Consider the following 310-nt stretch of genomic DNA (forward strand, 5'->3'; position numbering starts at 1 on the left):
GGCGGTGGCCAAACACTTCAAGGCCGGTGCCGAGGTGGCGCTGGGCAAGGCCCGCGAGCTGCTGGCCGCGCTGCCGGAATGGACCGCCGAGTCGGTGGGGGTGGCCCTGCATGACGCGCCGCGCTATGCCGGCGAGCCGGACAGCCCGCATGCGATCAGCCTGCAGATGATCACCACCTGCGTGTCGCACAATGAACCACGCAGGCATCCGGCGGAAAAGAAGTATCGACGTGAACGCGCTGGGAGGTCCTGCTGGGCAGCTTCTTCCGGATGTCCGCATTCCCCTGGACATCAAGGGGGCAGGCAAGGA

The 310-nt window shown here is 67.1% G+C and carries 1 protein-coding gene; it reads left to right on the top strand.

Translation table 11 applies throughout. The features are described 5' to 3' along the window. The coding region (locus ABGA94_RS06615; RefSeq protein ID WP_375366758.1) for a hypothetical protein at positions 1-310 on the top strand (310 nt) is incomplete at both ends.

Origin of the sequence: Stenotrophomonas sp. 3diitr2024 (assembly GCF_042136455.1) — a bacterium.
Classification (GTDB): domain Bacteria; phylum Pseudomonadota; class Gammaproteobacteria; order Xanthomonadales; family Xanthomonadaceae; genus Stenotrophomonas; species Stenotrophomonas sepilia.